Genomic DNA, 26,824 nt, shown 5'->3' on the forward strand with positions numbered 1-26,824 from the left:
TTCTTCCCTCTGCGGACTCTGCGTCTTGGCGGTTCGTTTATTCTTCTTCTAACAACGCCAGTAAAGCCGCCTTCATCTCTTCTGGACTGGTGGTTGCCGTTCCAAATTGGCGTACCACGATACTAGCCGCCAAATTTCCCAAAACCGCCGCTTCCCAGAATGACGCCCCAACAACTAAGCTTAGCGTCAGCGCCGCTACCACAGTATCTCCAGCGCCAGTCACATCAAACACATCGGTACGGTTGAACGCTGGGATATGCTGCTCCGTCCCGTTGCGGTCAAACAAACTCATCCCCTCTTCACCGCGAGTAATCAGCATTTGCTGGGCTTGAGTCAGCGCCAAGAGGTCGCGTCCAGCTTGGGTGATTTGCCCAGACGCGATCGCATACCCCACCGCCTGCTCCGCCTCCGGCAAATTTGGCGTAAACAGCGTCGCTCCTTGGTATCTTTGGAGACCGACTTGAGCATCCACTATTGTCTTCTGGTGAGACAACGCCGCCTCAATTACAGGCTGAGTAAAAACGCCATCGCCATAATCTGAGCAAACTACTGCATCCACTGTATCTAGATGTTCCTGAATATACTCAGCAAGCTCTAGCTGCAAATCTGGATCTGGCAACTCATCCGATTTCCGGTCAACTCGCACAATCTGCTGAGTCACCGACTGCCGAGCATGACCAGAAATCCGGGTTTTCGTCACCGTCGGGCGGTCTGGATCGAGCAACATTCCACTGGTATCAATTCCAGCTGCCTCAAAGATATGGCGCAACGCCTGCCCCTGGTCATCCTTTCCGACTAATCCAGCCACCTTCACCTGTGCCCCCAACGTTGCCAAGTTATAGACGGCATTCGCTCCACCCCCAGGCACCTGCCGGGTATTTTCGTGGCGCAGAATCAACACGGGTGCTTCACGAGAAATTCGTTCTACCTGACCCGTCAGAAACTCGTCGAGAGTAAGATCCCCGACAACTAGCACCCGTGCTTGGGCAAAGTTATCCAGCAGCTGAATTAATCGCTCAGATGAATTTTGCAGCTGAGCCAAGAAGGAAGCATCTAAAGCCATAGAGGAGGTCGCAAAAGTCCAAGGGTTTATTATCCTGCAAGAGGGCACTTTTAATGAATCCATCTGGATTCCAACAGCTAGCCCTACTCCCACTTGAGTTTAGAGATTATTGGGAGTTGTAGGTTGGGTGAAGGAACGAAACTCAACACGCATAAGCATTTGTTGGGTTTCGTTCCTCAACCCAACCGACTGTCTAATACTGTCTTCGTCTCTTATGAACTATGTTCAGGGTGTCTGTTGAGAATTTTGAGAATCCGGAGATTCTTGTGGTTTTCTCGGCTCAGGTGAGTTTTGAGAATTTTGAGAATCTTGCGGTTTTTTGGACTCCGAGGATTCTTGAGATTCCCGTGGTTTTTGAGACTCAGAGGATTCTTGAGAATCTCGTGGTTTTCTAGAATCTTGAGCTTCTTGAGAATCTCGTGGTTTTTGAGACTCAGAGGATTCTTGAGAATCTCGTGGTTTTCTAGAATCTTGAGCTTCTTGAGAATCTCGTGGTTTTCTCGGCTCAGGGGAGTTTTGGGAATTTTGAGAATCTCGTGGTTTTTGAGACTCAGAGGATTCTTGAGAATCTCTTGGTTTTCTCGACTCAGGGGAGTTTTGGAAATTTTGAGAATCTCGTGGTTTTTGAGACTCAGAGGATTCTTGAGAATCTCGTGGTTTTCTCGGCTCAGGGGAGTTTTGGGAATTTTGAGAATCCCGCGGTTTTTGAGACTCAGAGGATTCTTGAGAATCTCGTGGTCTTCTAGAATCTTGAGCTTCTTGAGAATCTCGTAGTTTTCTCGGCGCAGGTGAGTTTTGGGAATTTTGAGAATCCCGTGGTTTTTGAGACTCAGAGGATTCTTGAGAATCTCGTGGTTTTCTAGAATCTTGAGCTTCTTGAGAATTTCGAGCTTCTCGTGAAGCTGTCATCGGCGGACAATCTTTTTCGTTGTACGCAAACTTGACCTGAACAACATAAACTTGTTCCTTTGCACCAAAGGAATGAGCCTTAACGACTTCCTGCGCTTTCTCATTCAAAATGTTGTAACCAGAACTCCTAAGCAGTTCGGTCGTGACACTACCTTTAGCATCCACCTGCGCCCCAACTAAAGCAGTTGCTTCCGGCTTCTTAATAAAGCACGCACGAAATTGAGAAGTTAGCGTAATTTCTTGTTCTTTCGATGGGACTTTGTTGAGTCTAGAACCCCAACCCGCTAACTTTTGTCTGTAATCGTCATCACGAGTGCCATTTCCGTCATAGGCGTAGTTTCGACGTTGCTGCCGTATATCAGCAAGGACTTGCTGCCGTTGCAGTTCGCGCCGCGCCATTGCTATTTGTTGTGGAGAAAGAGGAGGCGTCTGTTGTCCGGAAGTCGCTGGAGGTTGTTGCTCAGAATTTTTAGACGTTTGTTGTTCGGAATTCGCTGCTATTTGTGATTCCGAATTTGGCGTCTGTTGTCCAAAATCAATCGACCTCTGTGGCTTGGGATTGCTAGGCGTCTGTTGTCCAAAATCGATAGGCGGCTGTTTCCCAGAAGATTCCTCAGAAGGGTTGAAAGGTGTCTGTTGATCGGAAGTGGGCGGTGGCGGCGGAAATAGAGCGGAAATGTCGTCCTGCCCCGGCTGGACACCAGCGGGCAATCCCTGAAACAGGCGACGGCGAATCTCTTGCTGTGTAACTTTCCGAGAACCTGATTGGGGAACTTTGGGGGGGTCGGGAAGCCGTCCTACGATAAAGTTTGGGTTGTTGGGATTGAAAGGATTTTGCCTAGCTCTTTGCTGACGGCGATCGCTCGATCTCTGAAAAATCTCCGGCAACCCAGCCCCAGTGTTAGGTTGCGGTGTGGAGTTCAGCGGAAATTTGTAGGGTGGGGAGCTAGGGATCGGCGGCAATACGGAAGACGGCGGCGGCAAAGGTGGCAACAGCTGGGTTTGGTTGGGACTCGGTGGCAGCGACACGGGCGGCGGTGCAAGTTGCGGAATGCGGCTTTGCTCTGCCGGTGTTAACTCCACAACTTTGACAGTCCCTCGCGGCTTCTGCTCTTCCGGTTTGGAGGACGCGGATAAACTGGGAAGGGTCATCGCCAGCACTCCGTGGATGCCCACGGAAGCCAAAGCTGCAATCAGAGGCGGCTGAGTTAACTTTTCAGGCAGGTTTCTAATGAATGAGAGATAGGACATAGCAGGTAAGTTACACTCCTCAGCGACAGGACAGGCTGGGAATCAGGTCAGGTGGGTACGTGCGGCAAGCACGCGATCGCGATCAAAACAAGCACTCCGCTTTTATATTAGTTTCAGATTCTGAATTTTAATCTCAATTATTTCAGTCTAAAATGCTTAAAAGTTAATTTTCAGGTTCTCTGACCCAATCGCCAAGACTGGAAAAAAAGCCCAAAAGTTGCCACTCTCCTCAAGTTCCTGAAGAAATTAATCCACTGACTCGTTTACTTGCACAATTAATAAAGAAAAGTAAGGCAATTTCAGATTCGGGCGATCGCTTAACCCCGCATAAATTACCTGCTCTGGTAGCGTTGCCCGTTCCACAACCCAGCTACGTTCCAGCAACCCGCGCTGCTGCAACACTTTCCAAACTTGCTCGTAAACTGAACTCACTTTCATCAGCACCACCACATCTGCCCATTCTAAAACGGCTTCCAACTCTCCTACCGTGTAGATCGCTGGTAACACGACGAGGCGCTGAGCGCGAATTGTCAGTGGAATTCCTAACACCGCTGCCGCCGCCAAAGGGGAACAGATTCCCGGCACTGTCTGCACTATTACTTCAGGATGCAGTTGTTGCAGTGTCTGCGCCAAATAGGTAAACGTGCTATAGAAACTGACATCGCCTTCCGAGACAAAAGCAACATCTTGACCCAATTTTAGAGATTGCCAGACTTCTTGGGCTGCGACTTGCCACGCCTGAGTCAAAATCTCGCTTTCTTGTACGTAAGGAAAAGTTAACGCTAATTGCACTTGGCGGGGATTCAACCATTGAGCCACCATCTGCTGAGCGATTCCTGGCTTACCGTGTAACCCAGCGGGAAAAGCCACCACCGGCACCCGTTGCAAAATGCCGAGTCCCTTCACAGTAATCAGTTCTGGATCGCCGGGACCCACGCCAATGCCGTACAAGATACCTGATTGCACAATAAAATTTAAAATCTAAAAGCTAAAACTCAAAATCTCAAATGCCTTTACCGACTGTCATTTTGCCCGGATATCTCGAAGGCGCGATCGCCTACCGTCCACTCGAACAATCTCTACAAGAATCGGGTTTCCCCACTGTAACCGTACCCTTGCGAAGTCGGGATTGGGTGCCCACTGTAGGAGGACGGTCGATGATTCCGATTTTGAGGCAACTCGACCGCACGGTAAAACAAATGTTGCAGCAATACAACGTTTCTCAGCTTAACCTGATTGGTCACTCTGCTGGCGGCTGGATTTCCCGGATCTACCTGGGGGAAAAACCTTATTCTATTCACGGAGATGTCACAGAAGACGCTGGTTTGTGGCACGCTCACCCTTATGTTTCCACGCTTGTCACCTTGGGAACGCCCCATATCAGTGGGGAACGCTGGACGCGGAAAAATTTAGATTTTGTCAAGATGAACTATCCAGGAGCCTTCTACTCAACGGTGCGTTACATCTGCGTTGCCGGTAAATCTATCTTCGGGGCGAGGCGTCCGGGGCAGTGGCTAGCCTATAGCAGTTACAAACTTACCTGTGGGATTGGTAACACTTGGGGAGATGGGATTACGCCGATTGAAGCGGCTCATCTGGAGGGAGCAACCAATCTGGTTATCGAAGGTGTCAAGCACTCACCCAGAACTCCTGGCATTTGGTACGGTTCGCCAGTCGCTTTACCGTCTTGGGTGGAGTATTTGGCATGACATGGGTAATGCTGATGAGTCATTGGCGGTTGGCGAATCACTCATGACTCATCACAACGATTCAGCCTTTAGGCATACGCTGTTAGGACAACGAAATTCCTTCTGCAACTGGCTAGCATTTGACTAATGTTAAGAAAAGTAAAGTTTAGCCATGAAAACCCAGCAGTATGAATTTGTCCTTCGGCGTTTGGCTACGATCCTGGCTGTTGGGATTCTAACCTTGAGCCTAATCGCTGCTGTGACTGGAATTCTGTTAGCTTTCTACTACGAACCGGCGGCGGGTGGTGCTTATGATTCCCTGCAAGCGATCGCAAATGAAGTTTCCAATGGCTGGGTGATTCTCCGCGTTCACGATCTCGCGGGAAATGGGTTAATTGCAGTGTCTTTAATCGAAATTGTCGTGATGTTTCTGGGGCGACAATTTACGAATAGTTGGTTAACTGCGTGGATTAGTGGCATTCTATTGACATTAACCGCGATCGCGCTCGGTTGGACGGCGATGATTCTCGACTGGACTCAACTCGGCTACTGGCGTCTGAGCATCGAATTGGGAACTATCGAAGCCATTCCTTTTATTGGCTCCCAGCTGCGAGACATCGTTACAGGTGGTGGAGCCATTACTACAGCTACTGTCGAACACCTCTACACCCTACACAGCTACATTTTATCCGTGGGAGCGATCGCGATCGCACTGATTCATCTAGGCGGGTTATTAGTCCAGGAAAGACAGCACAAGCAGCTTCAGATGAAATTAGCCGCCACCAACTTAGCCACCGAGTCAGAATCCGCGCAGGCAAAGAACGATCCAAAATCTCTCAGCCTCAGTAGTGCTGAGTCACAGAAATAGCAAATTTATAGTCGCAAATCTAGGTTCACTTAGTAACCTGCTCCTGGAAGGTTTCGGTTGTGTGCTTGCTGTCGCTGTGCGGTTTCAACCGCCAAGTGCAAGAATATGCGATCGCTTTTCTTGCTTTCCAGGCAGATTGGCATAGTCGCGACTGTCTTGTGTCAAGCTTCTGTAGGTTCTGTTTGAGGTTCTGGTTTGAGTTCTCCCAAAAGGACACCTACACTTGCAGATGAGATGGGTACCTCTTCAACTTCCGGCAGTTTCTCTAGCGCCAAACGAGAAGATGGACTCGCACCCGATAAACGCTTCAAGAGTTTTGGTCGAGGGTCATGCAGCACATAAATAATCTGATCTCCCGCTTCCCAATCCTCTGTCGCAGGTACCACTTGGAAACGCCCCTCCCGTAAAAATAGTAAGGGTACTAGCTCCCCGGAACGAATTAAGGCTTGTAGATGAGCTTGTTGAAACGAAAAACCAGGCTCTTTGAGTGACGTTTTGCCTAACTTCACCTGTCCATCGTTCAGGTATTGATTCCAATTCTTAATTGATAAATTAGGAATGAAAGCTTGGTGAACCTTACTATTATTAGTCGGTGTATTCGCTTGGGGAAATACTGCCAACACACGAGGAGGACGAAACTCCTCAGAAGCACGCTGCGCCAACACTAAATTCACCTCCCCATTATTCGTCATTGCCAGAAAGGTTCCCATTGAGTCGAGTCCCGCCTCTTCCAGAACTTCCGTATCCAAACCACTGCTTAAAAATACCCGCAGATTTTCCTGCTCTGCTTTTTGGCACGCTTCGGGGTCTGTGTCAATCAGCACTACAGACTCTCCTTGTTCCTGAAACAAACGGGCAATCAGGCGGCTTAAGGGATTACAACCAATAATCACAGCGCCCGTTGCTTCCTGGAGGTTGATTTGCAGCCAACGAGCAACCCAACGTGCTGTCAGTCCTTGCAAAAATACGGTCAGGATAATCGTGAGGAAGACCAACGCTTTGATAGAATCGCCGCCGTTGATGCCCCGCTGGGTCAGAAAAATGGCAAATAGAGAAGCAACCGACGCCGAAACAATTCCTCTAGGAGCAATCCAGCACAAAAACAGCTTCTGCCGCCAGTTCAGGTCGCTATTGAAGGTACATAAGCCGATGTTTATCGGTCGCACGATAAACATCAGTGCCAGAACTGTAAACAAACTTCCCCACCCCAGCGCAAATACACTTGCGATGGACAAGTCAGCTGCCAGCAGGATGAACAAAACCGAAACGCCAAGAATCGTTAATTGTCCTTTAAATCGCCGCAACATCCGTTCTTCTGGGATTGAGGAGGCACCCAGAACAATTCCCGCCATCACGGTTGCCATTAACCCCGACTCACTGCGGATTGTTTGCGCCAAACCAAATAAGCCCCACAACCCAGCCAGAACGACCAGGTTATTTAAGTCTTCTGAAAGAAACTTGGCGCGTTTGATAATCCAACCCATCAACCAGCCACCGACAACGCCAATGCCGCCGCCGATGCCTAAGCGTAAGACGAGACCGATGAAAGCTTCGATGGGGTCGGTATCGGCGTTCAAAATGGTGTCTAGCACGACGACAGCCAAAATAGCCCCTACTGGGTCAATTAAGACGCCTTCTCCTTCCAGAAGTGCTGCCACTTGCCGATCTACTTGCACCTGTTTCAGCAGAGGACTGATCACGGTTGGTCCCGTTACGACCACTAAGGAAGCGTAGAGAAAAGCGATAGGCCAGGGAAATTCACCCAGCCAGTGAGCTGCCATACCACCGCCCAGCAGCGTGATCAGCGTTCCCAGTGTCACTAAGTTTCGCAGGCTGCCGGAAACCTTTCCCAACTCTCTCAGCTCTAGGTTCAGCCCCCCCTCAAACAGAATCACTGCCACTGCCAGGGCAGTAATGACCTCTAAGCCAGTACCTAGAGAATGCGGGTGTAGCAGGCGCAAGCCATCAGGCCCCAGGAGAATGCCAAACAGCAGCAAAAAGACGATGCTAGGAACCTGAAGATATTGGGCTAAAACCTGGGCGCTGATACCTGCAACAACCGTGATAACGATTTGCAGGGTTAGTTCAAAGGATGTTTCCATGTTGTAGATTTTGATAAAACCAACGAAGTTTTATCAATATCAATATCTTTGGTAAAGGATAGTAAATATTAACCCTTCCTGGCTGCTATGCAATAGTCAACCTGTCTTTGCATCGGATATTTTGAGACAAATATCTGTAGTCTATGATACACGGTCGGTCTAAAAATCTACTGAAAAAGCAAAAATTTGTCTGTGATGCAAACAGGGTATATAGAGTAGATGCCAAAAGCGCACAGAAGAAAAGTGCGATCGCTCCTTTACTGAATTGCTTGCCCTTTCAACCACGCTTTTCAATCCGTTTGTTGAGAAAAATCCAGCAGCAACTCCCCCAAATCTTCTCACTGGACAACCGTTCCTGCACTCAGAACGCAAAGAACCTCTTTCTACTGTGCTGGTTCGATCCTAGCAAGCTGTTCGAAGAAACACTGCTTCTTGCTGGCATTCAACTGGAGTAGGGGTGTCAATAAAGCCGGTTAGCTGCACTTGTGTTACTTTTATCATTTCTACGGTATCTTTTCGGATATCACCACTTGCTTCAGACTTGTAAACTTGATCAGCACACGACTTGGATGCCTAAGACCATGAACGCATCTGCGAATTTTGACTTCGACGACGACAAGTTCAATGCACCACCTTCTCAAGTTATCCCTTGGTGCCAGATGATCAATCCTCGATATGGGAAAACTGGCATCCAGCCGCACGGATTGGCAATTAAGCTAGATAACGCTAATGCGGTTGGCTTTAAACCGGATGCCACTTGGGACCAGGTGCAGCATGAGTTTAGCACCGGAGTCGAAACGCTGTTTATCACTACTACCCCCCGCTTAGTCATCGTGCGGCGGGGTCCATTGTCTGTGAAAGACCGTGAAACTGGGATGAAATTGGGTACGTTTAAAGATAACTACGATGCTTTTTTGGCAGACAAGCTCAAGTTTAAGACATTCACTCGCCACTTGATTTTTTTAGTGGGGGAGAAACAAAAGCTTTTGCATCACTTGCCATTGCAATTGACGGTGAATGGTGCAGCAGGTGCTAGTTTTGGAAAATCCTACTGCGAGATGAAACAAGGTCAAGTCGTCGGTGGATTTATTGCTGAATTGGAAAAGGCTTATGCTCAGTATCGAAAGCAGCCTTTAACACCAAAAGGGCCGTTGTTTCATGCTCATGGAATTTTTTGTCCGTTAATTGAAATGGAGGAAAGGGGCAGTGGCACAAATACGGCTCTGGTGGCTAGTACAGTAGATTATGAGCATCCTACTGCTAAGAATTTGACAGAATATCTAATTTCTTCCAGTTCTGACGAGTCTGCGCTTATCTGCAAGACTTTTGAGGAGTACCAAGACTTCGGAAAAGAAAAACCGAAAGAGGAAACCCCCGCGCCCAAAATGGAGATGGCAGGGGTGTCTAGTTCATACGATTATCACGATGAATTTGAGTACGGCGAACCTCCTTATTAAATAGGACACAAGGAAAGAGTAAAAACTTAAAAAGGCAAAAGTAAAAACTTCTTACTTTTGCCTTTTTACTTTTAATTTCTAGGTAGGATTAGGACGCGATCGCCTCAATTTCTTAGGTTGTGGGACGCTAAAAAATTTACTGTTTTAGCAGCAGGTAATACAGTTGCCCGTTGCCGCCGGTGACACCCGCGCGATCGCCCGCCCGTTTACCCGTTCCGATAAAATAATCTACGCGACCGGGACCCAGAATTGCACTTCCTTTATCCTGGTCGAGTACGTAGCGACTCACCAGACGCTGTTCGATCTTACCGGCACGATTAAAGTAGGGAACTCTTGTATGAATTAAAGCTAAAGCACCCGGAGGCATCAAAGATTTATCCGTCGCAATCGAACGCTCAGGTGTCACCGGCACCCCAACGCTTCCCATCGCTGGGGCACCATTGGTTTCGTTGAAGAAAACAAAGCGCTGATTGCGCGGGATATAGTTACTGAGCTCCAAAGGATTTTGCTGGAAGTATTTGATCAGCACAGGTAACGTCAGACCGGATAGGGGCAGTTTGCCATCTTTAGCGAGTTCTTTCCCAACACTGGTGTAGGGGTAATCGGTTCCACCCGCATAACCGACCGTCATCACGCTTCCATCGGTCATCTGGAGCTGAGCAGAGCCTTGGATTTGCACCAAGAATGCTTCCAGGCGATCGCTCATCCAAGCGATTTCTAGCCCTTTTAGCGGACTGTTCGCTCCCAGCAAGCCATCCTCCCCTTCTAGCTGAACCCGTGTGGGGTGGGGTTTGGGCCAAGAGTTGAAGTTTGACGGCATCCCATAGAGAGGATAACGATGCTCTGCCGTCTGCTTGCGGCTGGCTGTATAGGTTGGTTCGTAGTAGGCGGTGTACTGAACGTTCCCCTTATTGTCCTTGCCTACAGACTGGTACAAGACAAACTCACGCTTGATTGCGGCTTGCAGTTCGGCAGCCGAACCAGAGTTGAGAACTAGCTGCCGAAAGCGAACCAAAGATCGGCGGACGCGATCGCGGGTGATTCCCGGCACCGGATACTGCTGGTAGGCTTGAGCGGCACTGTTTGTCTGTAAATATCGCAGACTGTTATCAATCGAGGCGATTAAAGCTTTTCGGTCTCCGGCTTGACCGTTTTGCCCCCAGATTTGCTCATCAAGTCCCAGTGCATCTGACCGGCAACAGACAAGATTTAAAAGGTTTGAGTTGACTGGTATCAGCGGAACGGACAGGGGATCTTTAGCGAGGGCAGGCAAAGTGACATTTCCCAGAGTTACACCAAAACTCAGGGACAGTAAAGCCAATGTCTTTCTCATTACTTACACCAAAAGGGAAAGTGATAGCTATTCGTAGTCACTTCTATCGACACTTCCGGCGAAGACAGGTTCCACTCGGATTGCCCTAATGCTGACGGGACGTATAACCATGTACTCGCCCTGGATATTTTTGATCGGCACACTGATAAAGTCCGTGGAGGCGGCTTTGGGCATCAGCTCGCCGCTGTACCACTTCTGAAACTCTTGAATGGTTGCAAAACGCACTTCTGCTTTGTGACCACCTTCTATCATCAGGTGTACAGCGTATTCGGTGGGAGTTCTCGGCATACAGTCGATTGATTTTCAATCCGTCCTGATTATTATGAGCTGAGAATGGTCGAAAATAACAGGCTATTTCTACAGAATTTTCTCAAAAGGTCATTCGTTATTAGTCTGTAGCAACCAACGAATGACGAATAGCACTGGCTTCAGAGCCTTGAATTAAAATTCAGGCTTCACGGCTAGAACCTGTTTTCACAGGTTGAAATTTATATACTGTAATGACCAGTGACGAATGACTAGGAAAACAGATTAAACCGATGCAGCAGGGTTTCTAGCAGGGGCGGTAAAGTCTGATGCAGTTCCGACGCACTGTTAAACAACAGTTGTTGATGGTTGGGAAGGTCAAAGGGAAACTGTCCCGACATCTCCGAACGCTCCATTTGAGCTAGCAGAATTTGTTCAGAACGCTTACTTTGAAAGGCGTAGCCAATTTCTACACAAACATTCGGACTGGGAATGAGTAGGGGCGTTTCTTCCCTGGAAATGCTAGTGATAGGTGTCCCATCAGCAACAAATAGCAGACTCTTCCGAATTTTTCGCATCTGCGTGGTGTTGAGGCGATTTGAGGCACCTGTGGGGCGGTTGGATACTTCTAGCGTCAAAGGAAGACGCGATCGCGTGTTTAATACTTCTAGGGCGTTAGCCAGTCCCTCTCGCAGGGCTTCACTCGACGCCGCATATTCAGTCTGATGGCAGAGGAAGATAATCGGTTCCAGATTCGCCATCACCGTCTGTTTGGTGAAATAAATCTCGTGGCTTGTCAGGTCAATGTTGGAGATTATGTAGCCACCGCTGCCTTCGATGTAAAACTCTACCGATTCCCCTTCTAGATAACGACCAAACCAAGCTGAGCGCTTAACATCCTGGCTGTCTTCTAAAAAATCTGCCCGTAATCCAGACTTCAGCAAGCTATTTTTGCTCAATCGCAGATCGTGGGGACGTTTCTCTAATTCTTTAATCGGCTCATACTCTTGGAGATACCAGCCTCTCAGGGCAATGATAGCCATGATGTCTTATCAATAATGCACAGAATCTTCACGTCTTTAATTTAAGACGCCTGAGAAGGAATCTTAGCAGTATGCGGTGACATCTTCTCCACATTCATCTGCTAGATAGCAAAGTGCCCGGAAACGTAGGCTTACGACTTCTTCGTAAAGCGGATTCAGCTTGCACATTGGAGGAATGTGAAACAGGGTGCGACCAAATACTTTGATATCGCGCTCAAAGGGGCACTGGGAGGGGATTGACTTGCACAGGCGATGAGCGAGTTCGCGATCGCGCACTTGTATGTTGTCAATCCACTCGCGCAGAGGTTGCAGAAAGTTCAACCGCGTCTGTGCTTTTGTGGGTTGTTGAATCGGGGCTACCTTTTGGGAAACCTCTTCTTGAGGCATCCAGAACCAGCTTGTCAGGGAAATATTTTTTACTGTATACTGGGATACATTCATGATGCTTCTCCTGTGTTACGTTTTCAAGTCTTCAAAAAGCTAAATTTAACTGTCTGTCCTTTATCTACAACTGCGACTCTGCTTTTACCGGATGCTGGCTGTGAGATTTGAGCGTTTCTAGAAACTTTGACCGTTAGACTTACTTAATCATTGACGCGCGATCGCTATTTTTTGTTCTTTGCTCGGTTAATCTCGGATGCCGACTTGACAGACAAAAGGCTTGTGAGAACTCTTCTGTTATCATCCTCCCTAATTTCCTGTCTATATTGCGTGAGGAACATCACTGAATATTTGTGAGTGTCCCTTCCAGGTTTCAGTGATTACACGCATATATTGCCACTGCACTCTCGCATAAACTTGTCTGCATAAAGGCTGTAAGGTCTGTGGTTGCTTTGCTTTCGGCAAAAATGCCCCTACACGCTTCGCGGCTCGCTCGCTTCCTAACTTTTCTTAGAATCAGAGCCATTTATTTTCCTTTAACGACGAGAAAATAATCACTCATTGAAAACTCTAAGGAGAAGTGAAAGACAGTGAAAGAACCTAGCCAAGTTGATAAAATCATTTCCCGTCTACCAATTTGAATTCAGCAATTTTGCTGATGAAATAAAAAATAAAAGTTGGTAATAAATTGCCTATTTCACTGAGGAATAAAAAAATAGAGATAGAAATCTTAAGCTACAGCTAGTTGATTCAGTTTTTGCCCTATTTTCAAAGAGCAATACTTAAAAATCATTAAAAATAAATTTCGTAAAAGTACTTGCAAAGTTATACTGCAAAGGTAAATTATGATCGCTCTACAAAATATATGTGAGTTCAAGGTAAAGATGAACACCCGAACTTTAAAAACAACTCCAATTAAGACAAATATATTGGGAATTGGAGTCAGTCGTACTAAATATAAAGACTGTACGGATTTGATTATTCAAAGTGCCCAATCACGCCAATCTTGTACCGTTGCAGCAGTGAATGTCCATAGCATTACCTCCGGTTATCTTGACCCAGACGGTCATGGTTATCAACTCAATCAATTTACTCTAGTTGCCCCTGATGGTCAGCCGGTGCGTTGGGCGCTCAATCTTCTTCGTAATCGTGATGAAGAGATACTCCCGGAGCGGGTGCGGGGTCCAGAGCTAATGTTAAATATTTGCGAACAAGCTGCTGCTAAAGAAATAAGTATTTTTCTATATGGCTCTACGGAAGCAGTTCTAGAAACTTTACAGAAGAATTTACAAGAAAAATTTCCCAGCTTGATGATTGCCGGAGCAGTTTCTCCTCCGTTTCGCCCTTTAACGCCGCAAGAAGATGCGGCATACACTAAACAAATTCGGGAATCTGGCGCGGGAATTGTCTTTGTTTCTTTGGGTTGTCCGCGCCAAGAAGCATGGGCTTTTAATCATCGCCATCAGCTAGATTGTCCGATCGTTGCTGTGGGTGCTGCTTTTGATTTTCATTCTGGCAACATTCCTGAAGCTCCGTTCTGGATGCAGAGCTTGGGTTTAGAATGGCTTTTCCGCTTTTTACAGGAACCCAAACGCCTATGGAAGCGCTATTGGTTACTGAATCCTCTTTATTTGATTCTCTTGGGTTTACAGCTGCTCAAATTACTTCCTGTCGAGCAAGACTCAATAGAAGTAGAAACCAGCAGCGCTGAGCGCCACCCAGAAGCAATCAATCGCTAGTTACAAAGTTGTGTAGCAGTTACGGATTGAAGTCACTAGCGTTTTGGAACGCTCATCTAGCTTAGTCACCCGCGATGTGAACAACAATTTCTCGATAATGACCGCGCTGCCGATGTTCCCAAATATAGATTCCCTGCCAGGTTCCCAATAGCAATTTACCGCCAGCGATGGGGATTTGTTCAGAAGTATGAGTCACAGCAGTGCGAATGTGAGCTGGCATATCATCAGGGCCTTCTGCATTGTGGAAGTAGCGATCGCTTTCCGGCGCGAGTTTTGTTAAAAAGTTCTCTAAATCTTTGAGAACATCTGGATCGGCATTTTCTTGAATCAGCAGACTGGCTGAGGTATGACGCAAAAACAGGGTGCAAAGTCCAGTCTGTATACGCGAATCTGTAACGATCGCTTGAACTTTGGGCGTAATTTTGTATAAAGATTTGCCAGGAGTTTGAACGGTCAGGATCTGTTGGTAATGAGTCATTGCGGCTCGAAAAAATTAACGGTTTTGGAAATAGCTGGCGACAGCACGGGCGATCGCTTCGGTTCCATCTGTCGCCACCATCTGAGATTGATGGGGTGGAAGCATTGGTTGATGCAAAAACTCCCAGTTGCTTTGGAAGAACTCAGCAGGTTGTAGAATTTGATGATAGGTATGATTTTGGATGCCTTCAAGCAGCAGAGGCGCTTCGGCAAAGTCTTCTCTTGTTAGCGTCACAATCGGTACTCCCAATCGCAAAGCTTCGGCAAAAGTGCTGTATCCAGGTTTGGAAACGACGCGCCCGCATATTGGCATAAAATCGACTGGGCGGTAAGATTGGTCTGTAATTTTTATAAGATTTGGTAAATCGGGTGCATTCCGGTCAAAGGTGATAAATTGCCAATCGGAAAACTTCAGCAAATTGTCGTAGGGAATTTCTTGTAACCCTAAACCGCCGAAGGTGAGCAAGATGGTTTGCTCGGTTGGTGTGGTAATTCCCCATTTAGATCGTAGTGTGTCTGCGCTGTGACGAGGAGTGCCGCCGGTTAAGCCGACATCGACGATTTCTGGGAAAGCACTCATCGATTCGTGGAAGGGCAAGCGAAACAAGCGATCGCACTTTGCATAACATTCGCTTATCCAATCCGCAATTGCAATAAACTCTCCTCCCCACGCCCGATAGATAAAGTCCCAGCCAAAATTACTCAGCATCCAGCAAGGAATCCCAGCCGCTTTGCCAATTGACGCTGCTAACGGTGGAATATCTGCCAAAATCAAACCTACTCGGTTTTGACGGATAAAGTTTACTTCACTGGCAATAATAGATTTTTCTTGAGCGCGAATTTGTTGCACTTTTTCCAAAGTCGCGGCTTTATCCATTGCGAAACTATCAGCTTGCACAACACCGATATCAAAACCGCGAGGGCGATGAATAAAATCCCCTGAAATATAAGATTCTAGTAACCAGCGGGGTGCTGTTGTTACCAGAATCAGCAAAATTTCTGGATACATTTGCTGAACTGCCGCTGCGACGGATGCCGCTCGGACTGCATGACCGAAGCCATGATTGGTGATAGCGATGTATAAAATTGGGTGCTTAGCAGTCATTAGTCATTAGTCAGTAGTCAGTCGTGATTAGTCATTAATCTAGTTGCCAATTCCTAAGGTCTAATGACCCGTGACTACTGACTCAATTTTTGAATGGCTTCAACAAGTTGGTCAATGTCAGATGGCAGGGTGAAATAGTGAACGCAGGCGCGTACACAGTCGGGATTGCGGATTGTCCGAACCAGCAAGTTTTGATTTTCTAAAGATTGTACTAATTGCTGGTGATTGCCCCCTCCTGAAAGCTGGAAGGAGACAAGACCGGATTCTGGCGGTGCATTTCGCAGACATTTGATGTGAGGAAGTTCGGCTAAACGTTGCCAGAGGTATTGGCTCAACTCTAGGATTTGTTGGAAGCGAGATTCTGGGGTTCCCCATTGCTGATGAAGAGCGATCGCAGCCCTAAGCCCAGCATAGAGGGGATAGGCAGAAGTCGCGACTTCATATCTTCGCCCATCCGGTTGCCAGCCAATCGGTTGACCGGATGAATTGCCGATAATGCTGCGCCAGCCGATAAAGGTGGGGTTCAGGCTTTCTAAAGCTTCCGGTCGCACGTACAGACCGCCGACGCCTTCTGGCCCGCACCACCACTTGTGGCCCGTGAAAGCATAAAAATCAATCCCCAATTCTGTCAAATTTAACGGCATTGACCCCACGGATTGAGCTGCATCCACCAAAATTCTGATGGGATGATTTTCGGTGGAATGGTTGCGGCAGGCGGCAGCAATTTCAGCCAGCGGCAAGACTTGACCCGTGTTCCAGAGGATATGACTCAGCACGACCATTCTGGTCTTGGGGCGCAGATATTCTGCGATCGCTGCTACGGGATCGCCTTCATTCAAAGTTCTCATGAGCGGACAGCAGGATACTTCAATGCTAAAGCGCCGTTGGAGTTCCTGAACGGTTGCCACAATGCCTGGATGTTCGCAGTCAGAAATTAGCAGATGGTCTCCGGCTTGCCAGTCCATGCCCCAGAGGGCGATATTGCAGCCGACGGTGACATCTTCAGTCAGGGTAATGGTCTGGGGAGAGACACCCAGAGAAGACGCGATCGCAACTCTAGTTTCCGTCGCCTCCCGTACCACCCAACTCCCTACCTCATTGGAAAACGGCCCCACACGCTGCACGTATTCATAGGATTGGAAAATAGCATCCAATGCTGCTTGGGGCATCGGGCCTTGACCGCCATAGTTGAAATAGGCTTTATTCGCGAGAGCTGGAAATTGCTGCCGATGGCGTTCTAGCAGCGTTTGTCCTGGAGAAATGCTCGTCATAGTATCAATATTAGACTTCACTTGAACAAGGAATCGTCACTTCGTAGCTTTGCTGGATACGGCAGCAGAGGCGTTGCAATTGGTTATCGCTGTAACGGTTGCTAGATAATGTTAACTTATTTAAAATTTTGCATAAATCCGGTGCGTTGACTTGACAAGTTTACAAGAACGTGAATCAAATTTCACAAAATCTCTTTCTCAGATTTCCCTTGTATGCAGGCTACAAAATGGCGTTGAGTGTCGGTTAAGTTGCTATGCATCTAATACCAAGTTTTCTTTTTGATGCTACACAACATTTAGAACCCAGTTATTTCCCTAGCAAATAACAAACAACAAGGGAGAATCAAAAATCGGTTCAAAGTTCATCTTATAACGAGTAAAGGAACTCGCTATGAATCAGCCAATTGAATTATCTTTAGAGCAAAAATTCAGTATTAGAAGCTTCTCAGACCAAGTGCAAAATATGTCCCGCGAACAAGCACAGGAATTTTTGATTATGCTGTACGAGCAAATGATTGTCAAAGAAAATATGTACAAGTCCTTTCTGAAGCACGAGTGGGGACTTGATGCAGGCGAAATGTCTGCATGAATCTTACCCGTAGTGGCACATTCGGGATGATAAAGTTAATGCTGGGCGATCGCACTCTCTTAAGGGAGGGACGGCAATGGTGGTCAACCAGGTTAGGTAGTATGGGATAGCCTTGCTAAAATACGCTCTTGCGTCGCATCCCTCCAGTTGAACCATGACCACCACTACTGACTTCCTTAGCCACCTCAACCCCTCCCAGCGTCGCGCTGTCGAGCATTTCTGCGGGCCTTTGCTGGTTGTTGCCGGTGCTGGTTCCGGCAAAACGAGGGCGCTGACTTATCGAATTGCCAATCTCATTTTGAAGCACCGGGTCGATCCGGAAAATATCCTGGCGGTGACTTTTACCAACAAAGCCGCACGGGAGATGAAGCAGCGGATGGAAAAGCTGTTTTCCGAACAGCTCGCTGAAAAAGAATATGGGAAGCCACTGACAGCGTTACCAGCGGATGAACAGACAAGATTGCGATCGCGCGTTTATAAAATTTACATCAAAGACTTGTGGATTGGTACTTTCCACAGTCTGTTCTCTCGTATCCTTCGATACGATATCGAGAAATATCAAGACGAAAGAGGACGTAAGTGGAGCCGCAATTTTTCAATATTTGATGAATCCGACGCTCAAAGTTTGGTGAAAGAGATTGTCACCAAACAAATGAACCTGGATGAGAAAAAGTTTGAGCCGCGTTCGGTTCGTTATGCCATCAGCAACGCCAAGAATCAGGGATTTTCCCCCAAAGAATTTGAGGCGGAACAGGCGAACTATCGCGGACGGGTAATCTCGGAAGTTTACAGCAAATACCAAGATAGACTGGCAGAAAATAACGCGCTTGACTTCGATGATCTAATTGCGATTCCGGTAAAGCTATTTCAACAAAACGAGCAAGTCTTAGGTTACTGGCATCGAAAATTTGGTCACATTTTGGTGGATGAATATCAAGATACCAACCGGATTCAGTACGATCTGATTCGCCTGCTGACGACGAATGGAGAAACTAGGAAGAATCAGTGGGATTGGAAAGATCGCTCAGTTTTTGTAGTTGGTGATGCAGATCAATCCATCTACTCTTTCCGCATGGCAGATTTCACTATCTTGCTAGAATTTCAAGAAAATTTTGGGGATGGTTTGCCGGATGACGATACGCGGACGATGGTGAAGCTGGAGGAAAATTATCGCTCTAGGGAAAATATTCTCCAAGCGGCAAATAAACTCATTGAAAATAACACTCAGCGGATTGATAAAATTCTCAAAGCGACACGCGGGGCAGGCGAACAAATTTTTTGTCACAAAGCCGACAACGAGATTACGGAAGCTGAGTTCGTCGTGCATCAAATTCGCAACCTGAAACATAAAGATCCAGAGTTAGACTGGGGGAGTTTTGCTATTCTCTACCGCACGAATGCTCAATCTCGTGCTTTTGAAGAGTGCTTGGTGCGTGCGGGTGTTCCCTACAACATTGTTGGGGGTTTAAAATTTTACGACCGCAAAGAAATTAAAGATGCGATCGCGTATCTGCGGCTAATTGTGAATCCAGCAGATGCGCTGAGTTTGTCGCGAATCATTAATACTCCGCGTCGCGGTATTGGCAAAGCAACCTTGGATGCGATCTCGGATGTCGCCCAAGAATTAGGCGTATCAATGTGGGAAATCCTCAAAGATGAAACCTCAGTCAAGACGTTAGCTGGACGTGCGGCGAAGTCTATCAACAGCTTTGTGCAGATGATTTGCCACTGGCAGCTACAATTGGACACGCTGCCAGCTTCGGAAATCGTGCAGGGAGTGATGCAAGATTCTGGTTATATTCAGGATTTGAAAAGTCAAGGCACCGACGAATCGCAAAACCGATTGGAAAACGTCCTTGAACTCAAAAACGCTGTTCTGCAATTTGAGGAAGAAAACGAAGATTCAAGCTTAGAGGGTTTTCTCGCAAGTGCTTCCCTATCTTCTGATTTGGATGATGTGAAAGAAGAGCGATCGCGCTTGTCGCTGATGACGTTGCACTCTGCCAAAGGACTAGAATTTCCAGTCGTCTTTTTGGTAGGAATGGAGCAAGGATTGCTTCCTCATACTCGGACTCTCAACGATCCGGCGCAGCTGGAAGAAGAACGCCGCCTCTGTTATGTGGGCATCACCCGCGCTCAAGAACGACTCTATCTCACCCATGCCCGCGAACGTCGCCTCTGGGGTTCCCGCGAACCAGCCATTCATTCTCAGTTTCTCAAGGAGTTACCCGCAGATTTGCTGAGTAGTAATTTACCAAAGGCAACTGCTAATAGTCGCGCTGGTATGGCGTCAACATCTCCGAGACAAACATCCAATGGTGCCAGCAGTCTAGGGCAGAATTGGAGCGTGAGCGATCGCGTCCTCCACAAAGCCTTTGGTGTCGGTCAAATTACTAACATTTTCGGGCAAGGAAACAAAATAACTCTCGCCGTGAGATTTCCTGGCATCGGTATAAAAATCATCGATCCTAAGATTGCCCAACTGCAACGAGCGGAATAAACAGTCAGGAGAGCTGATTCATTCAAAACTCAAAACGATTGAGATTTGAGCCGTGAGTAAAATCACCCCAAAAGAATACCACTCGAAAACTGAAGATGTTGTTACAGTCCGGAGTGCCTTGATTAAGGATGCAAAAGCTCTCGTCGATCTTCAATTTTCAGTCGCCCAAGAAGGCAAGTATATGGTGACTGAGGCTGAGGAATTTAACTTAACCAAATCGGAGGAAAAAGAAACAATTGAACAGCATTCTCAGCAACCAGGGCAGCTTTACTTGGTAGCTGAGATTAACAACACAGTTGTCGGATTTGTTGAGTTTGAGAACGGAAACCGAAGACGCACCTCTCATAGCGGGATACTCTCCATTTTTGTTGGCAGAGAATGGAGAGGAAAAGGCATCGGCTCGTTTTTGCTGCAAGAACTGCTTGATTGGGCAGCGAATGAGCTGCTGATAGAAAAGGTGACTCTAGCAGTGTTCTCTACAAATCGCAGCGCGATTGCTCTCTACAAAAAATTCGGTTTTCAAGAAGAAGGAAGATGTCCCAAAGATATGAAATTAGCATCTGGAAAGTATATCGATAGTGTATTGATGTACAAATTTGTAAAGGAAACGTAGAGACACGATATATCGCGTCTTTAGATAATAAAGGAGAGAGGTTCTCACTTGATATTGAGTCGGCGCATAGCTAATAACGCAGAACCATAAGCAGCGGCTGCGTGCATTGGCGGAACAATTGGCACTTGCAGATGACGGGCGCGAATTGTTGTCCAAGTGGGATTTTTCGCACCACCCCCAGCCGTGTAAACGCGAGTTAGAGGAGTGCTACCGAGTTGTTGTAAAAGTTGATACCCTCGTACTTCTATTCTGGCGATACTTTCGAGCAAACCGTGTAAAAAGTCTACTGGGTTATCGGGACGGGGTTCCAGTCGCGGCGATAGATGGGGGTCGTTAATCGGGAAGCGATCGCCTTCTTTTAACAACGGATAATAATCAAGCTGACTCTCTTTTTCTGCATCTATTTGATTGCTGAGGCTTTCTAATTCAGCATCGGTGAAGAATTTTCGCAGCACAGCACCGCCAGTATTAGAAGCACCGCCGACTAACCACAAATCGCCCAAACGATGGCTGTAAATTCCGTATTTTGCATCATCTACGCGAGTGCGACTTAACAGCTTCAGCACTAGCGTTGAACCGAGGGAGGTACTCGCTTCACCGGGCGACTTGGCACCGCTAGCGAGAAAAGCCGCAATACTATCCGTGGTTCCAGCACACACTAGGCAATCTTTGGGTAATCCCAAGTTAGTAGCAATTTCAGGTTTTAATTCAGCAACAGGTGTCCCTGGGGCAATAACTTCAGGAAGATGAACGGGTAACTTGAGATTTACTAACCATTCTGGATAACATAAATTTTCGACATCGTAGCCTAATTTTAAACAATTTTGATAGTCACTTATGCCCAGTTTTCCATGTAATAAAAATGCCAGCCAATCTGCCTGATGAAGGAAGTAATAATTTTGAATTATAGGAGTAGACCCTTGTACCTGCTCTGAATTTTGAAGCAACCATAAAAGTTTGGCGAGGCTGGAGGTAGCGCTTAATACCGTGTGGTTTGGGGGCGCAATTTCCTGCAACTGCGCCATGACTTCCACCCCTCGCGCATCGTTATAGAGGATAGGTTCAGTAACAGGTTTACCAGCGTCATCGCACAGCAGCACTGTGGAAGAAGTTCCATCGATAGCGATCGCTTTAATTTCCCCGCGTACTTCCAAAGGGATTTGCTCAATCAAGGAAAACAAAGCTTTCTCCCAGCTTGCAGCCAATGCCACTCCCTCAAAGGGATATTCCGCCTCAGCTTGGATCGTCCCATCCGCGTGAATTGCGACGGCTCGTGCGCCAGAGGTGCCAAAATCAATGCCAAGGTAGAGGTTCATAATGAGATTATTGATTCTAGGTTCTAGAGAGACTCAAGTTATTTTATTTGCTATCTCTAGTTAATTAAATTAGAAAATAGGTCTTTAGAGATAGGATTTTAAAATTTTAAAATTGCAAGTTAGTATTACATGAATCAGGTGATTAAATTTATGCCTTATAAACAAACTGACGAATTACCAGATTCGGTAAAAGATCACCTACCCAAGCACGCTCAAGAAATTTTTCTCGCTGCATTTAACAATGCTAACGAAGAGTATAAAGAGGAAGAAACTGCCTTCAAGGTTGCTTGGAGTGCGGTAAAGCGCGATTACGAAAAGGGAGATGATGGGAACTGGCATAAAAAGCCGGAATAGATATGACAACAATAAAATCAGGTTTGCCTGAATGGAGCTTATAGGGAGCTTTTTCCAGGTAAATGGGCGCAATGCGCGATCGCTCTCTCATGTTTGCGAGCGCTGTGTAGAAAATAACATCGACTGGTTTATCGATGCGATCGCCTCCTGAAGAGCCAGCTGAAGCCGCTCAAGCGGAAGTGACAACAGCTCAAGCCGAAGCTGCTGCTGCCCAACAAGCAACGAACAGCACTTCATACCAACGCGATCGCAGTGGAAAGAGATGCGATCGCGCTTATTAACATCTGCAAACAACTCTGGAGTCTGGTTCCTCCAATAGGTAGACAATAGTGCTTCATACCCAAAGTACAGAGGTCACAATGTCTGAACCCACAAGAAGTCCCCAACCAATCATTTTAATTCGAGGTTTTGGTGGACTCGACGTTGCCGACGAGAAAAAAGACACCTACCAGAGATTTAATGTTGGTACCGTTTACCCTCAAAAACAAGGTGAAAACTACATCTACGAGGGGCTAATTCTGCGGTTTATGAAGTCGAACTGGAAGTACCAAGACACCACTAACGTCGTCGGGTACTACGGTAAAACTTATGCCTACGAACCGCTGCTACCGGAGAAACTGAAGCGCTCCACAGATAAGGATATCGTGGAAAAATTTATGCGCTTGAAGGAGTTGGGCTATTTTTCTGGCAATAAGATCATTATTGACCCCGGCATGGCGCTACATCTGCTGGAAACGGTTGAGCAACCCTGGCAAACTCTCTGGGTATTTCGTTACTACGACTTGGACGAGCGAAAATTCAACGTGTATGGTGAAGCACTGGTTCGCTTGATCGACTTTATTCGGGAACTTACAGTCCAAAAGGAAGGCTTTAAGCCCAAGGTGAATATCATTGCCCATTCAATGGGTGGACTCATCGCACGCGAGGCAGTTCAACGCACTTATCCAACCTCGAAGCAACAGAAGGCAGAGAATTACATTAACAAAATTGTCACCCTCGGTACGCCGCACCAAGGCATCAGTTTCCAAATTCTCAAAAATTGGATCAATATTAGTGCGGAAGATGAGTTAAAGCATTTTAATCCTGATTTTCAAAAAGACCCTAGAAATGATGCGGCTTTCGTTAATTTTCACAACTATTTTCCCGCAGAACGACTGCTGACAGTGGTTGGAACAAACTACCGTAGCTACGACGCCGCGATCGCATCCCGGTTAAATCGCGCCTTCTCCCTAGAAGGCGAGTATGGGGCAAACTACAATCGCAGCGATGGTTTAGTCAAACAAACTTCGGCGCAAATCCCCGGCACACCGCGCACTTTCGTCCACAAGTGCCACGGGGGTGACGACTCGCTGATTACTTCACGAGAAGCGTTTGAAGTGGCAACCCGCTTCTTTTTTGGGAACGTGCGATCGCGGCTGCGCTTGGTGAAGGGAAAAGTTACTCGTGGTAAGGATTTCTTCGGCAAGAGCGAATTTTTTCTGGGCGTTTCTATCAAGCCGCGGGGTGTAGACTTCGAGCTTTTCCATCAAAGTAAAGATGCCGAAAATTGCTATGGCCCCTTTAGTCAAGTTGATCCGCTTGACAAAAATGTTAACTTCTCGGAAGCCAATCAGAGTCTCGGCTTTCCTTGGGCAGATAATAACAAACTCATCTGGCAAGGATACCTCGACACGAAAAAGAGCCTCAGTGCCAAAGATATGGTGTTGCGCGTAGAATTTTATATTGGCGAACGCGATCTTTATGGCTTTGGTTTCTCGGACAACAAGATTTTCAACAAGCAGTACTACGTCCGTGCCTTGCTACCAACCAATCTACAGCCCAACCTGAAACTCTACCTCCATGCCGATGAGCAGTTTATGCGGGAAGGCTTCCAGCCTTCGCCGCAGGAGGAGATGCAGAAGGTGAACGGCGGCTGGCAGTTTGATGTCAGAGAAACCGGGTTTGAGGGGACTTTCCGGATCGAACTGGATAGAATTCCCGAAAATGGGCTGCCAATCCCGTTTGTATAGGTAATTCTTGTCACCTCTCCCCAACCTCTCTCCAGAATGGGAGAGCTTTCAATTGTCCTCCTTCCCTTGTAAGGAAGGGGATTAGGGGGTTAGATGTATCTTAAGTAGCGATCGCAGAGTGGGGGCTGAGGACAGTTTGCTTTTCTTTACGAAACTCACAACACTTTTGGTCGGATCTACCTCCAGAATGGTTTTGAGTAACAACGCCGATTACAGCAATCATCATGTCTCAGCCCACAATAGAATCCATCCTTCAAGAAAAACGCTTATTCCAGCCACCGGCTGAATTTTCACAAAAGGCACATATTAAAAGCCTGGAGGAATACCAGCAACTTTATGACCGCGCCAAAGCCGATCCGCAGAAGTTTTGGGCAGAACTTGCAGAACAAGAGTTGCACTGGTTCCAGAAGTGGGATACGGTGCTGGATTGGCAACCGCCTTTTGCCAAGTGGTTTGTGGGTGGTAAAACAAATATTTCCTACAATTGCCTGGATAGACACTTAACTACTTGGCGCAAGAACAAAGCCGCTTTAATTTGGGAAGGGGAACCGGGAGACTCGCGCACTTTAACTTATGCCCAGTTGCATCGGGAAGTTTGTCAATTTGCCAATGTCCTGAAACAGTTAGGCGTGGAAAAAGGCGATCGCGTCGGGATTTATATGCCGATGATTCCGGAAGCCGCGATCGCTATGTTAGCTTGTGCCAGAATTGGGGCAGCCCACAGCGTCGTTTTTGGCGGTTTCAGTGCAGAAGCGTTGCGCGATCGCTTAATCGATGGACAAGCCAAAGTAGTTGTCACGGCTGATGGCGGTTGGCGCAAAGATGCGATCGTTCCTCTCAAAGATCAAGTTGATAAAGCTTTAGCTGATGGCGCTGTCCCCAGCGTGAAAAGCGTCCTAGTTGTCAAGCGCACCGGACAAGAAATTTATATGCAGGTGGGGGGACGCGACTATTGGTGGCATGAGATGCAAAAGACTATCTCCGCCGATTGTCCCGCCGAACCGATGGACAGCGAAGATATGCTGTTCATCCTTTACACCAGCGGTAGTACCGGCAAACCAAAAGGCGTTGTGCATACCACGGCTGGTTACAACCTCTACACCCACATGACCACCAAGTGGATTTTTGACCTTCAGGATACGGATGTCTACTGGTGTACCGCTGATGTGGGCTGGATTACCGGACACAGCTACATTGTCTATGGTCCCCTATCCAACGGTGCCACCACCGTGATGTACGAAGGTGCGCCTCGTGCCTCGAATCCCGGCTGTTTTTGGGATGTCATTGAAAAACACGGTGTCAACGTTTTTTATACCGCACCGACGGCAATTCGCGCTTTCATCAAGATGGGCGAAGACTTACCCAACGCCAGAAATCTCTCTTCTCTGCGATTGCTGGGAACCGTAGGCGAACCAATTAACCCGGAGGCGTGGATGTGGTATCACCGCGTGATTGGTGGCGAAAAGTGTCCGATTGTCGATACCTGGTGGCAAACTGAGACGGCTGGCATTATGATTACGCCGCTACCTGGGGCAATTCCCACTAAACCCGGTTCTGCTACCCTTCCTTTTCCTGGAATCCTCGCTGATATTGTTGATTTGGAAGGCAACCCAGTCCCCGCCAGCGAAGGTGGCTATCTAGTAATTAAGCACCCTTGGCCTGGGATGATGCGAACCGTCTACGGCGACCCGGATCGCTTCCGCCGCACCTACTGGGAACACATCCCCCCCAAAGATGGGCATTATGTCTACTTTGCCGGAGATGGTGCCAGACGCGATGAGGATGGTTACTTCTGGGTGATGGGGCGTGTGGACGATGTGCTGAATGTGTCAGGACACCGCTTAGGCACGATGGAAGTGGAATCCGCTTTAGTTTCTCATCCTGCGGTTGCTGAAGCTGCGGTTGTGGGTAAGCCAGATGAACTCAAAGGTGAAGAAGTAGTCGCTTTTGTTACTTTAGAAGGTACGTATAGTCCCAGCGAAGAACTGAGCAAAGAACTCAAAAAACACGTTGTCGCAGAGATAGGCGCGATCGCTCGTCCCGGTGAAATTCGCTTCACGGACTCGTTGCCCAAAACTCGTTCGGGTAAGATTATGCGGCGATTATTGCGGAATCTCGCCTCCGGTCAAGAAGTCTCCGGCGACACCTCTACGCTAGAGGATCGTGGCGTCTTGGATAAACTCCGAGAAGAAGCGTAATTTTTTTAACGTAAAGGTACGCAGTAGGGCAGGTTTTAAACCCGCCCCTACCCCAAACGTTCGCCAAGGAAATTCTCTGCGAACCTCTGCGATTTCCTTAGCGTACCTTTGCGTTTAAAAAAGTGTTGGCAGACATTGCCCACTCTACAATTCAACTATTTGAAAGTGGGCTATTTTGACATAGCTTCTTATGAAGCTAAAAAGCCACTAGAAGTCAGCATTTATTCAACCCCTTATCTGCATCAGTATCGGCATCCTTGCGGGAATCAGCATATCCCCTGTAGTGCTGGCTCAAACAAGTGTTATCTCTGA

General features: G+C 47.4%; 24 protein-coding genes. 11 read left to right on the top strand and 13 right to left on the bottom strand.

The window, feature by feature from the left end; genetic code table 11:
- Positions 1 to 37: 37 nt before the first annotated feature.
- The 3 genes from rfaE1 to NDI33_RS02660 form a co-directional block, all read right to left on the bottom strand.
- A complete protein-coding gene (rfaE1, locus tag NDI33_RS02650; RefSeq protein WP_190674038.1) occupies positions 38 to 1,063 on the bottom strand; it encodes a D-glycero-beta-D-manno-heptose-7-phosphate kinase in 1,026 nt (341 codons plus the stop codon).
- A gap of 225 nt (positions 1,064 to 1,288) precedes the next feature.
- Positions 1,289 to 3,223 (bottom strand): hypothetical protein, encoded by a 1,935-nt coding sequence (locus NDI33_RS02655; RefSeq protein WP_190674041.1) that lies wholly within the window; start codon positions 3,221 to 3,223, stop codon positions 1,289 to 1,291.
- A 246-nt stretch (positions 3,224 to 3,469) separates the two neighbouring features.
- Positions 3,470 to 4,189 carry a precorrin-2 C(20)-methyltransferase gene (locus NDI33_RS02660; protein ID WP_190415225.1) on the bottom strand — a complete coding sequence of 240 codons (720 nt, stop codon included), beginning with the start codon at positions 4,187 to 4,189 and terminating at the stop codon, positions 3,470 to 3,472.
- Positions 4,190 to 4,230: 41 nt separating this feature from the next.
- Here NDI33_RS02660 and NDI33_RS02665 point away from each other — a divergent pair, with 41 nt between their 5' ends.
- Both NDI33_RS02665 and NDI33_RS02670 read left to right on the top strand, forming a co-directional pair.
- Positions 4,231 to 4,932 (top strand): alpha/beta hydrolase, encoded by a 702-nt coding sequence (locus NDI33_RS02665; protein WP_190674043.1) that lies wholly within the window; start codon positions 4,231 to 4,233, stop codon positions 4,930 to 4,932.
- A 151-nt stretch (positions 4,933 to 5,083) separates the two neighbouring features.
- Entirely contained in the window at positions 5,084 to 5,779 is a 696-nt protein-coding gene (locus NDI33_RS02670) for a cytochrome b N-terminal domain-containing protein (RefSeq protein ID WP_190674046.1), read from the top strand.
- A gap of 161 nt (positions 5,780 to 5,940) precedes the next feature.
- Here NDI33_RS02670 and NDI33_RS02675 read toward each other — a convergent pair whose 3' ends face one another.
- Positions 5,941 to 7,881: a cation:proton antiporter gene (locus NDI33_RS02675; RefSeq protein ID WP_190415230.1), complete on the bottom strand. Its 1,941-nt coding sequence runs from the start codon at positions 7,879 to 7,881 to the stop codon at positions 5,941 to 5,943.
- A 581-nt stretch (positions 7,882 to 8,462) separates the two neighbouring features.
- Between NDI33_RS02675 and NDI33_RS02680 the strand changes: the two genes are divergently transcribed.
- A complete protein-coding gene (locus NDI33_RS02680; RefSeq protein ID WP_190674049.1) occupies positions 8,463 to 9,338 on the top strand; it encodes a DUF5895 domain-containing protein in 876 nt (291 codons plus the stop codon).
- 136 nt (positions 9,339 to 9,474) lie between these two features.
- Here NDI33_RS02680 and NDI33_RS02685 read toward each other — a convergent pair whose 3' ends face one another.
- The 4 genes from NDI33_RS02685 to NDI33_RS02700 all read right to left on the bottom strand — a co-directional run bounded on the left by NDI33_RS02685 (position 9,475) and on the right by NDI33_RS02700 (position 12,401).
- Positions 9,475 to 10,671, bottom strand: coding sequence for a murein transglycosylase A (locus tag NDI33_RS02685; RefSeq protein WP_190525605.1), 1,197 nt, complete (start codon positions 10,669 to 10,671; stop codon positions 9,475 to 9,477).
- Between the two features lie 27 nt (positions 10,672 to 10,698).
- A complete protein-coding gene (locus NDI33_RS02690) occupies positions 10,699 to 10,959 on the bottom strand; it encodes a hypothetical protein (protein WP_190415235.1) in 261 nt (86 codons plus the stop codon).
- Positions 10,960 to 11,189: 230 nt separating this feature from the next.
- Complete coding sequence (locus NDI33_RS02695) at positions 11,190 to 11,960, bottom strand: hypothetical protein (RefSeq protein ID WP_190429189.1); 771 nt, start codon at positions 11,958 to 11,960, stop codon at positions 11,190 to 11,192.
- A gap of 63 nt (positions 11,961 to 12,023) precedes the next feature.
- The gene (locus tag NDI33_RS02700; protein ID WP_190441194.1) at positions 12,024 to 12,401 is read right to left on the bottom strand and encodes a Mo-dependent nitrogenase C-terminal domain-containing protein; all 378 of its coding nucleotides are present in this window, start codon (positions 12,399 to 12,401) and stop codon (positions 12,024 to 12,026) included.
- 824 nt (positions 12,402 to 13,225) lie between these two features.
- Here NDI33_RS02700 and NDI33_RS02705 point away from each other — a divergent pair.
- Positions 13,226 to 14,080 (top strand): WecB/TagA/CpsF family glycosyltransferase, encoded by an 855-nt coding sequence (locus NDI33_RS02705; RefSeq protein WP_190674052.1) that lies wholly within the window; start codon positions 13,226 to 13,228, stop codon positions 14,078 to 14,080.
- A gap of 61 nt (positions 14,081 to 14,141) precedes the next feature.
- Here NDI33_RS02705 and NDI33_RS02710 read toward each other — a convergent pair whose 3' ends face one another.
- From NDI33_RS02710 to NDI33_RS02720, 3 genes are all read right to left on the bottom strand, one after another.
- Positions 14,142 to 14,558 carry a secondary thiamine-phosphate synthase enzyme YjbQ gene (locus NDI33_RS02710; RefSeq protein WP_190674055.1) on the bottom strand — a complete coding sequence of 139 codons (417 nt, stop codon included), beginning with the start codon at positions 14,556 to 14,558 and terminating at the stop codon, positions 14,142 to 14,144.
- A gap of 15 nt (positions 14,559 to 14,573) precedes the next feature.
- The gene (locus NDI33_RS02715) at positions 14,574 to 15,662 is read right to left on the bottom strand and encodes a glycosyl transferase (protein WP_190674058.1); all 1,089 of its coding nucleotides are present in this window, start codon (positions 15,660 to 15,662) and stop codon (positions 14,574 to 14,576) included.
- Between the two features lie 74 nt (positions 15,663 to 15,736).
- Complete coding sequence (locus tag NDI33_RS02720) at positions 15,737 to 16,933, bottom strand: aminotransferase class V-fold PLP-dependent enzyme (RefSeq protein ID WP_190674061.1); 1,197 nt, start codon at positions 16,931 to 16,933, stop codon at positions 15,737 to 15,739.
- Positions 16,934 to 17,324: 391 nt separating this feature from the next.
- Between NDI33_RS02720 and NDI33_RS02725 the strand changes: the two genes are divergently transcribed.
- From NDI33_RS02725 to NDI33_RS02735, 3 genes are all read left to right on the top strand, one after another.
- Positions 17,325 to 17,522, top strand: a complete 198-nt coding sequence (locus tag NDI33_RS02725; RefSeq protein WP_190531908.1) for an NblA/ycf18 family protein — start codon at positions 17,325 to 17,327, stop codon at positions 17,520 to 17,522.
- Between the two features lie 154 nt (positions 17,523 to 17,676).
- Positions 17,677 to 20,022 (top strand): DNA helicase PcrA, encoded by a 2,346-nt coding sequence (gene pcrA, locus NDI33_RS02730; protein ID WP_190674067.1) that lies wholly within the window; start codon positions 17,677 to 17,679, stop codon positions 20,020 to 20,022.
- Between the two features lie 52 nt (positions 20,023 to 20,074).
- Positions 20,075 to 20,635: a GNAT family N-acetyltransferase gene (locus tag NDI33_RS02735; RefSeq protein ID WP_190674070.1), complete on the top strand. Its 561-nt coding sequence runs from the start codon at positions 20,075 to 20,077 to the stop codon at positions 20,633 to 20,635.
- 44 nt (positions 20,636 to 20,679) lie between these two features.
- On the opposite strand, the gene NDI33_RS02740 is transcribed toward NDI33_RS02735, so the two are convergent.
- Positions 20,680 to 21,951 (bottom strand): FGGY-family carbohydrate kinase, encoded by a 1,272-nt coding sequence (locus NDI33_RS02740; protein ID WP_190674073.1) that lies wholly within the window; start codon positions 21,949 to 21,951, stop codon positions 20,680 to 20,682.
- A gap of 150 nt (positions 21,952 to 22,101) precedes the next feature.
- On the opposite strand from NDI33_RS02740, the gene NDI33_RS02745 reads away from it, so the two are divergent.
- The 3 genes from NDI33_RS02745 to NDI33_RS02755 all read left to right on the top strand — a co-directional run bounded on the left by NDI33_RS02745 (position 22,102) and on the right by NDI33_RS02755 (position 24,314).
- Positions 22,102 to 22,305, top strand: a complete 204-nt coding sequence (locus NDI33_RS02745) for a ChaB family protein (protein ID WP_190668603.1) — start codon at positions 22,102 to 22,104, stop codon at positions 22,303 to 22,305.
- Positions 22,306 to 22,439: 134 nt separating this feature from the next.
- Positions 22,440 to 22,586, top strand: coding sequence for a hypothetical protein (locus tag NDI33_RS02750; RefSeq protein ID WP_190668600.1), 147 nt, complete (start codon positions 22,440 to 22,442; stop codon positions 22,584 to 22,586).
- A 78-nt stretch (positions 22,587 to 22,664) separates the two neighbouring features.
- Positions 22,665 to 24,314 carry an alpha/beta hydrolase gene (locus NDI33_RS02755; RefSeq protein ID WP_190674075.1) on the top strand — a complete coding sequence of 550 codons (1,650 nt, stop codon included), beginning with the start codon at positions 22,665 to 22,667 and terminating at the stop codon, positions 24,312 to 24,314.
- A 100-nt stretch (positions 24,315 to 24,414) separates the two neighbouring features.
- On the opposite strand, the gene NDI33_RS02760 is transcribed toward NDI33_RS02755, so the two are convergent.
- Positions 24,415 to 24,540: a hypothetical protein gene (locus tag NDI33_RS02760; protein ID WP_277877671.1), complete on the bottom strand. Its 126-nt coding sequence runs from the start codon at positions 24,538 to 24,540 to the stop codon at positions 24,415 to 24,417.
- On the opposite strand from NDI33_RS02760, the gene acs reads away from it, so the two are divergent.
- Entirely contained in the window at positions 24,539 to 26,512 is a 1,974-nt protein-coding gene (gene acs / locus NDI33_RS02765) for an acetate--CoA ligase (RefSeq protein ID WP_190674078.1), read from the top strand. The two genes, NDI33_RS02760 and acs, sit on opposite strands and share 2 nt — an antisense overlap.
- Positions 26,513 to 26,824: the final 312 nt, after the last annotated feature.

Source organism: Trichocoleus sp. DQ-A1, from assembly GCF_039961955.1.
GTDB lineage: Bacteria > Cyanobacteriota > Cyanobacteriia > Cyanobacteriales > FACHB-T130 > FACHB-T130.

Bases quoted from the DNA above. Each gene is read 5' to 3' on its own strand.
- NDI33_RS02700 (WP_190441194.1), bottom strand. From the start codon at position 12,401: ATGAATGTATCCCAGTATACAGTAAAAAATATTTCCCTGACAAGCTGG.
- NDI33_RS02690 (WP_190415235.1), bottom strand. From the start codon at position 10,959: ATGCCGAGAACTCCCACCGAATACGCTGTACACCTGATGATAGAAGGT.
- NDI33_RS02685 (WP_190525605.1), bottom strand. From the start codon at position 10,671: ATGAGAAAGACATTGGCTTTACTGTCCCTGAGTTTTGGTGTAACTCTG.
- NDI33_RS02740 (WP_190674073.1), bottom strand. From the start codon at position 21,951: ATGAACCTCTACCTTGGCATTGATTTTGGCACCTCTGGCGCACGAGCC.
- NDI33_RS02760 (WP_277877671.1), bottom strand. From the start codon at position 24,540: ATGATGATTGCTGTAATCGGCGTTGTTACTCAAAACCATTCTGGAGGT.
- NDI33_RS02755 (WP_190674075.1), top strand. From the start codon at position 22,665: ATGTCTGAACCCACAAGAAGTCCCCAACCAATCATTTTAATTCGAGGT.
- NDI33_RS02725 (WP_190531908.1), top strand. From the start codon at position 17,325: ATGAATCAGCCAATTGAATTATCTTTAGAGCAAAAATTCAGTATTAGA.
- pcrA (WP_190674067.1), top strand. From the start codon at position 17,677: ATGACCACCACTACTGACTTCCTTAGCCACCTCAACCCCTCCCAGCGT.
- NDI33_RS02715 (WP_190674058.1), bottom strand. From the start codon at position 15,662: ATGACTGCTAAGCACCCAATTTTATACATCGCTATCACCAATCATGGC.
- NDI33_RS02695 (WP_190429189.1), bottom strand. From the start codon at position 11,960: ATGGCTATCATTGCCCTGAGAGGCTGGTATCTCCAAGAGTATGAGCCG.
- acs (WP_190674078.1), top strand. From the start codon at position 24,539: ATGTCTCAGCCCACAATAGAATCCATCCTTCAAGAAAAACGCTTATTC.
- NDI33_RS02720 (WP_190674061.1), bottom strand. From the start codon at position 16,933: ATGACGAGCATTTCTCCAGGACAAACGCTGCTAGAACGCCATCGGCAG.
- NDI33_RS02710 (WP_190674055.1), bottom strand. From the start codon at position 14,558: ATGACTCATTACCAACAGATCCTGACCGTTCAAACTCCTGGCAAATCT.
- NDI33_RS02745 (WP_190668603.1), top strand. From the start codon at position 22,102: ATGCCTTATAAACAAACTGACGAATTACCAGATTCGGTAAAAGATCAC.
- NDI33_RS02670 (WP_190674046.1), top strand. From the start codon at position 5,084: ATGAAAACCCAGCAGTATGAATTTGTCCTTCGGCGTTTGGCTACGATC.
- rfaE1 (WP_190674038.1), bottom strand. From the start codon at position 1,063: ATGGCTTTAGATGCTTCCTTCTTGGCTCAGCTGCAAAATTCATCTGAG.
- NDI33_RS02680 (WP_190674049.1), top strand. From the start codon at position 8,463: ATGAACGCATCTGCGAATTTTGACTTCGACGACGACAAGTTCAATGCA.
- NDI33_RS02750 (WP_190668600.1), top strand. From the start codon at position 22,440: ATGCGATCGCCTCCTGAAGAGCCAGCTGAAGCCGCTCAAGCGGAAGTG.
- NDI33_RS02665 (WP_190674043.1), top strand. From the start codon at position 4,231: ATGCCTTTACCGACTGTCATTTTGCCCGGATATCTCGAAGGCGCGATC.
- NDI33_RS02675 (WP_190415230.1), bottom strand. From the start codon at position 7,881: ATGGAAACATCCTTTGAACTAACCCTGCAAATCGTTATCACGGTTGTT.
- NDI33_RS02655 (WP_190674041.1), bottom strand. From the start codon at position 3,223: ATGTCCTATCTCTCATTCATTAGAAACCTGCCTGAAAAGTTAACTCAG.
- NDI33_RS02705 (WP_190674052.1), top strand. From the start codon at position 13,226: ATGAACACCCGAACTTTAAAAACAACTCCAATTAAGACAAATATATTG.